Source organism: Luteimonas wenzhouensis (genome assembly GCF_007859305.1).
Classification (GTDB): Bacteria; Pseudomonadota; Gammaproteobacteria; order Xanthomonadales; family Xanthomonadaceae; genus Luteimonas; species Luteimonas wenzhouensis.
In genome coordinates this window covers 1-1,201 of sequence record NZ_VOHE01000020.1, presented here as the reverse complement: position 1 = coordinate 1,201, position 1,201 = coordinate 1, and the positions used below count along the sequence as shown (strand labels likewise).

1 protein-coding gene is annotated in these 1,201 nt (G+C 63.2%); it reads left to right on the top strand.

Annotated features, from left to right (window positions below):
• The first annotated feature begins 72 nt into the window (after positions 1-72).
• Positions 73-1,187, top strand: a protein-coding gene (locus tag FQY79_RS15310) for an IS3 family transposase (protein WP_186760112.1) whose coding sequence is annotated in 2 segments (ribosomal slippage) — positions 73-325 and positions 325-1,187 — 1,116 coding nt in all. Because the reading frame shifts where the segments join, the coding sequence is not laid out codon by codon here.
• Positions 1,188-1,201: the final 14 nt, after the last annotated feature.

Here is a 1,201-nt window from a genome sequence, read left to right as displayed (position 1 = left end):
CGTAAGCTTCCCCGGTCGGTAGACACCCAATAAGTAGAACTTTCTGGCATCTTTTCCCCGCCAGGAGGTTGTATGAAGAAGTCGAAGTTCACCGAGACCCAGATCATTGCCGTGCTCAAGCAGGGCGACGCCGGGGTGCCGATCAAAGACCTGTGCCGCCAGGCCGGGATCAGCTCGGCGACCTATTACCAATGGAAGTCGAAGTACGGCGGCATGGAGGCGTCCGAACTGCGACGCGTGAAGGAGCTCGAGGCCGAGAACGCCAAGCTCAAGCGGATGTACGCCGAGCTGGCCCTCGACAACGCCGCGATGAAGGACCTGATCGCAAAAAAACTGTAGGGCCGGCGCAGAAGCGCGACGCCGTGCGCTTCCTCTTGGAGGAGCACCAGCGGCCGCTGCGCCGGTCCTGTGACATGGTTGGGCTATCCCGGGCGGCCTGGTATCGGCCGCCGCTGGATTGGACGGTCCGGGATGCCGAAATCATCTCGGCTCTGGCCGAGCTGGTCAAAGACCGGCCGGCCCGAGGCTTCTGGAAGTGCCGGAAGCTGCTGCGACGGTGCCGACCGGAATGGAACCACAAGCGCATCTATCGGGTTTACAAGGCCATGGGATTGAACCGCCGCCGCGCCGCCAGGCGCCGCCTGCCCAAACGCGAGCGCGTGCCGTTGTACGTCCCCCGGACGCCGGATTCGGTGTGGTCGGCGGACTTCATGTCTGACGCGCTCGCCTGCGGCCGCAGATTCCGAACCTTCAACGTCGAGGACGACTTCAACCGTGAGGCGCTGCACATCGAAATCGATACTTCGATTTCGTCACTGCGCCTGGTCCGGATCTTTCAGCGGCTTCAGCGTGAGCGTGGGCTACCGCAGGTGCTGCGGACCGACAACGGCCCGGAGTTCCTGGGCGAAGCCTTCACCGAGTGGGCCAAGGACCAAGGCATGGCGATCCAGTACATCCAGCCCGGTCAACCGAACCAGAGCGCCTACATCGAGCGGTTCAACCGCACGTTCCGGGAAGAGGTGCTCGACCAGTACCTTTTCCGGCGCCTCGAGGACGTCCGCGAGGCCGCCTGGTGGTGGATGCTCGAGTACAACGAGGAGCGCCCCCACGATTCCCTCGGCGATCTCACGCCCGCCGAGGTCCGCCAGCAATACGAGGAAAGTTCTACTTTTGCGTTGTGTGCTTGACGGGGAAGCTTACG